General features: G+C 53.9%; 1 protein-coding gene. It reads right to left on the bottom strand.

Annotated features, from left to right (window positions below; translation table 11 throughout):
* On the bottom strand, positions 1 to 727 hold a 727-nt coding region (locus tag E0L21_RS24705; protein WP_131413838.1), incomplete at both ends, for an IS4 family transposase.

Here is a 727-nt window from a genome sequence, read left to right as displayed (position 1 = left end):
CGTGGCGAGCAGGCAAAGCACAGATATCCGCTTTTTCCCCCGGCTTTTGCTTGCCCGTAGTCCCAGACCATAACGTTCACTTTTCTCATCCCTGAAGTTCTGCTCTGTTTGCATACGGCGACTGTAAATTTTAACTATCCCGCGTGGCTTATATCCCATCAGGCTGGTAAAAAGCAGCCACGGTTCACGCGCGTTTTTACGGTACATCCTGTCTGTTCTGGGGGAATGCTGACTGCTTTTCCTGCCCGTCGCCCGCTTATGCACGGTGTAGACATGTCCCGGACAGTCACGACTGGCGTTGCGTGCCAGTCGCCCGAACCCCAGATAGCGCGCCGTGGTTGATGACACCATATCCCGAGCCATCTGCCACTCTTCATCCCCTGCGACCTGAAAATAGAGGCTGCCCCTGACTCGCCCGACAAAGTCCCAGCCCAGAGAGCGGAGGGGGTGAAACCAACTGCTGCGAAAACCTGCATCGGTCACGATAATGACCTGCTTATCTTTGCCGATGGCGGCAGCCATCTGATCGAGAAAGTCATTTTGTACGGCAGAGTTGTTCTGGTAGCGGGAGGAAATGACTTTACTCATCAGAGGGATAGCGCTGCCATCACACAATAAGCTTGCCCGCAAAACACTGAACTCTGATGAAGGATAGCCACTCCAGTCCACGGTAATGACACAAACTGAAAGGCTGTGTGTGAGGCGGGATACACGCTGCTGGTAGACT

It is taken from the genome of Kosakonia quasisacchari, assembly GCF_004331415.1.
In the GTDB taxonomy this organism is placed as follows: domain Bacteria; phylum Pseudomonadota; class Gammaproteobacteria; order Enterobacterales; family Enterobacteriaceae; genus Kosakonia; species Kosakonia quasisacchari.
Note: the sequence above shows the minus strand (reverse complement) of the source record. Positions and strands in the feature narration are given on the sequence as shown.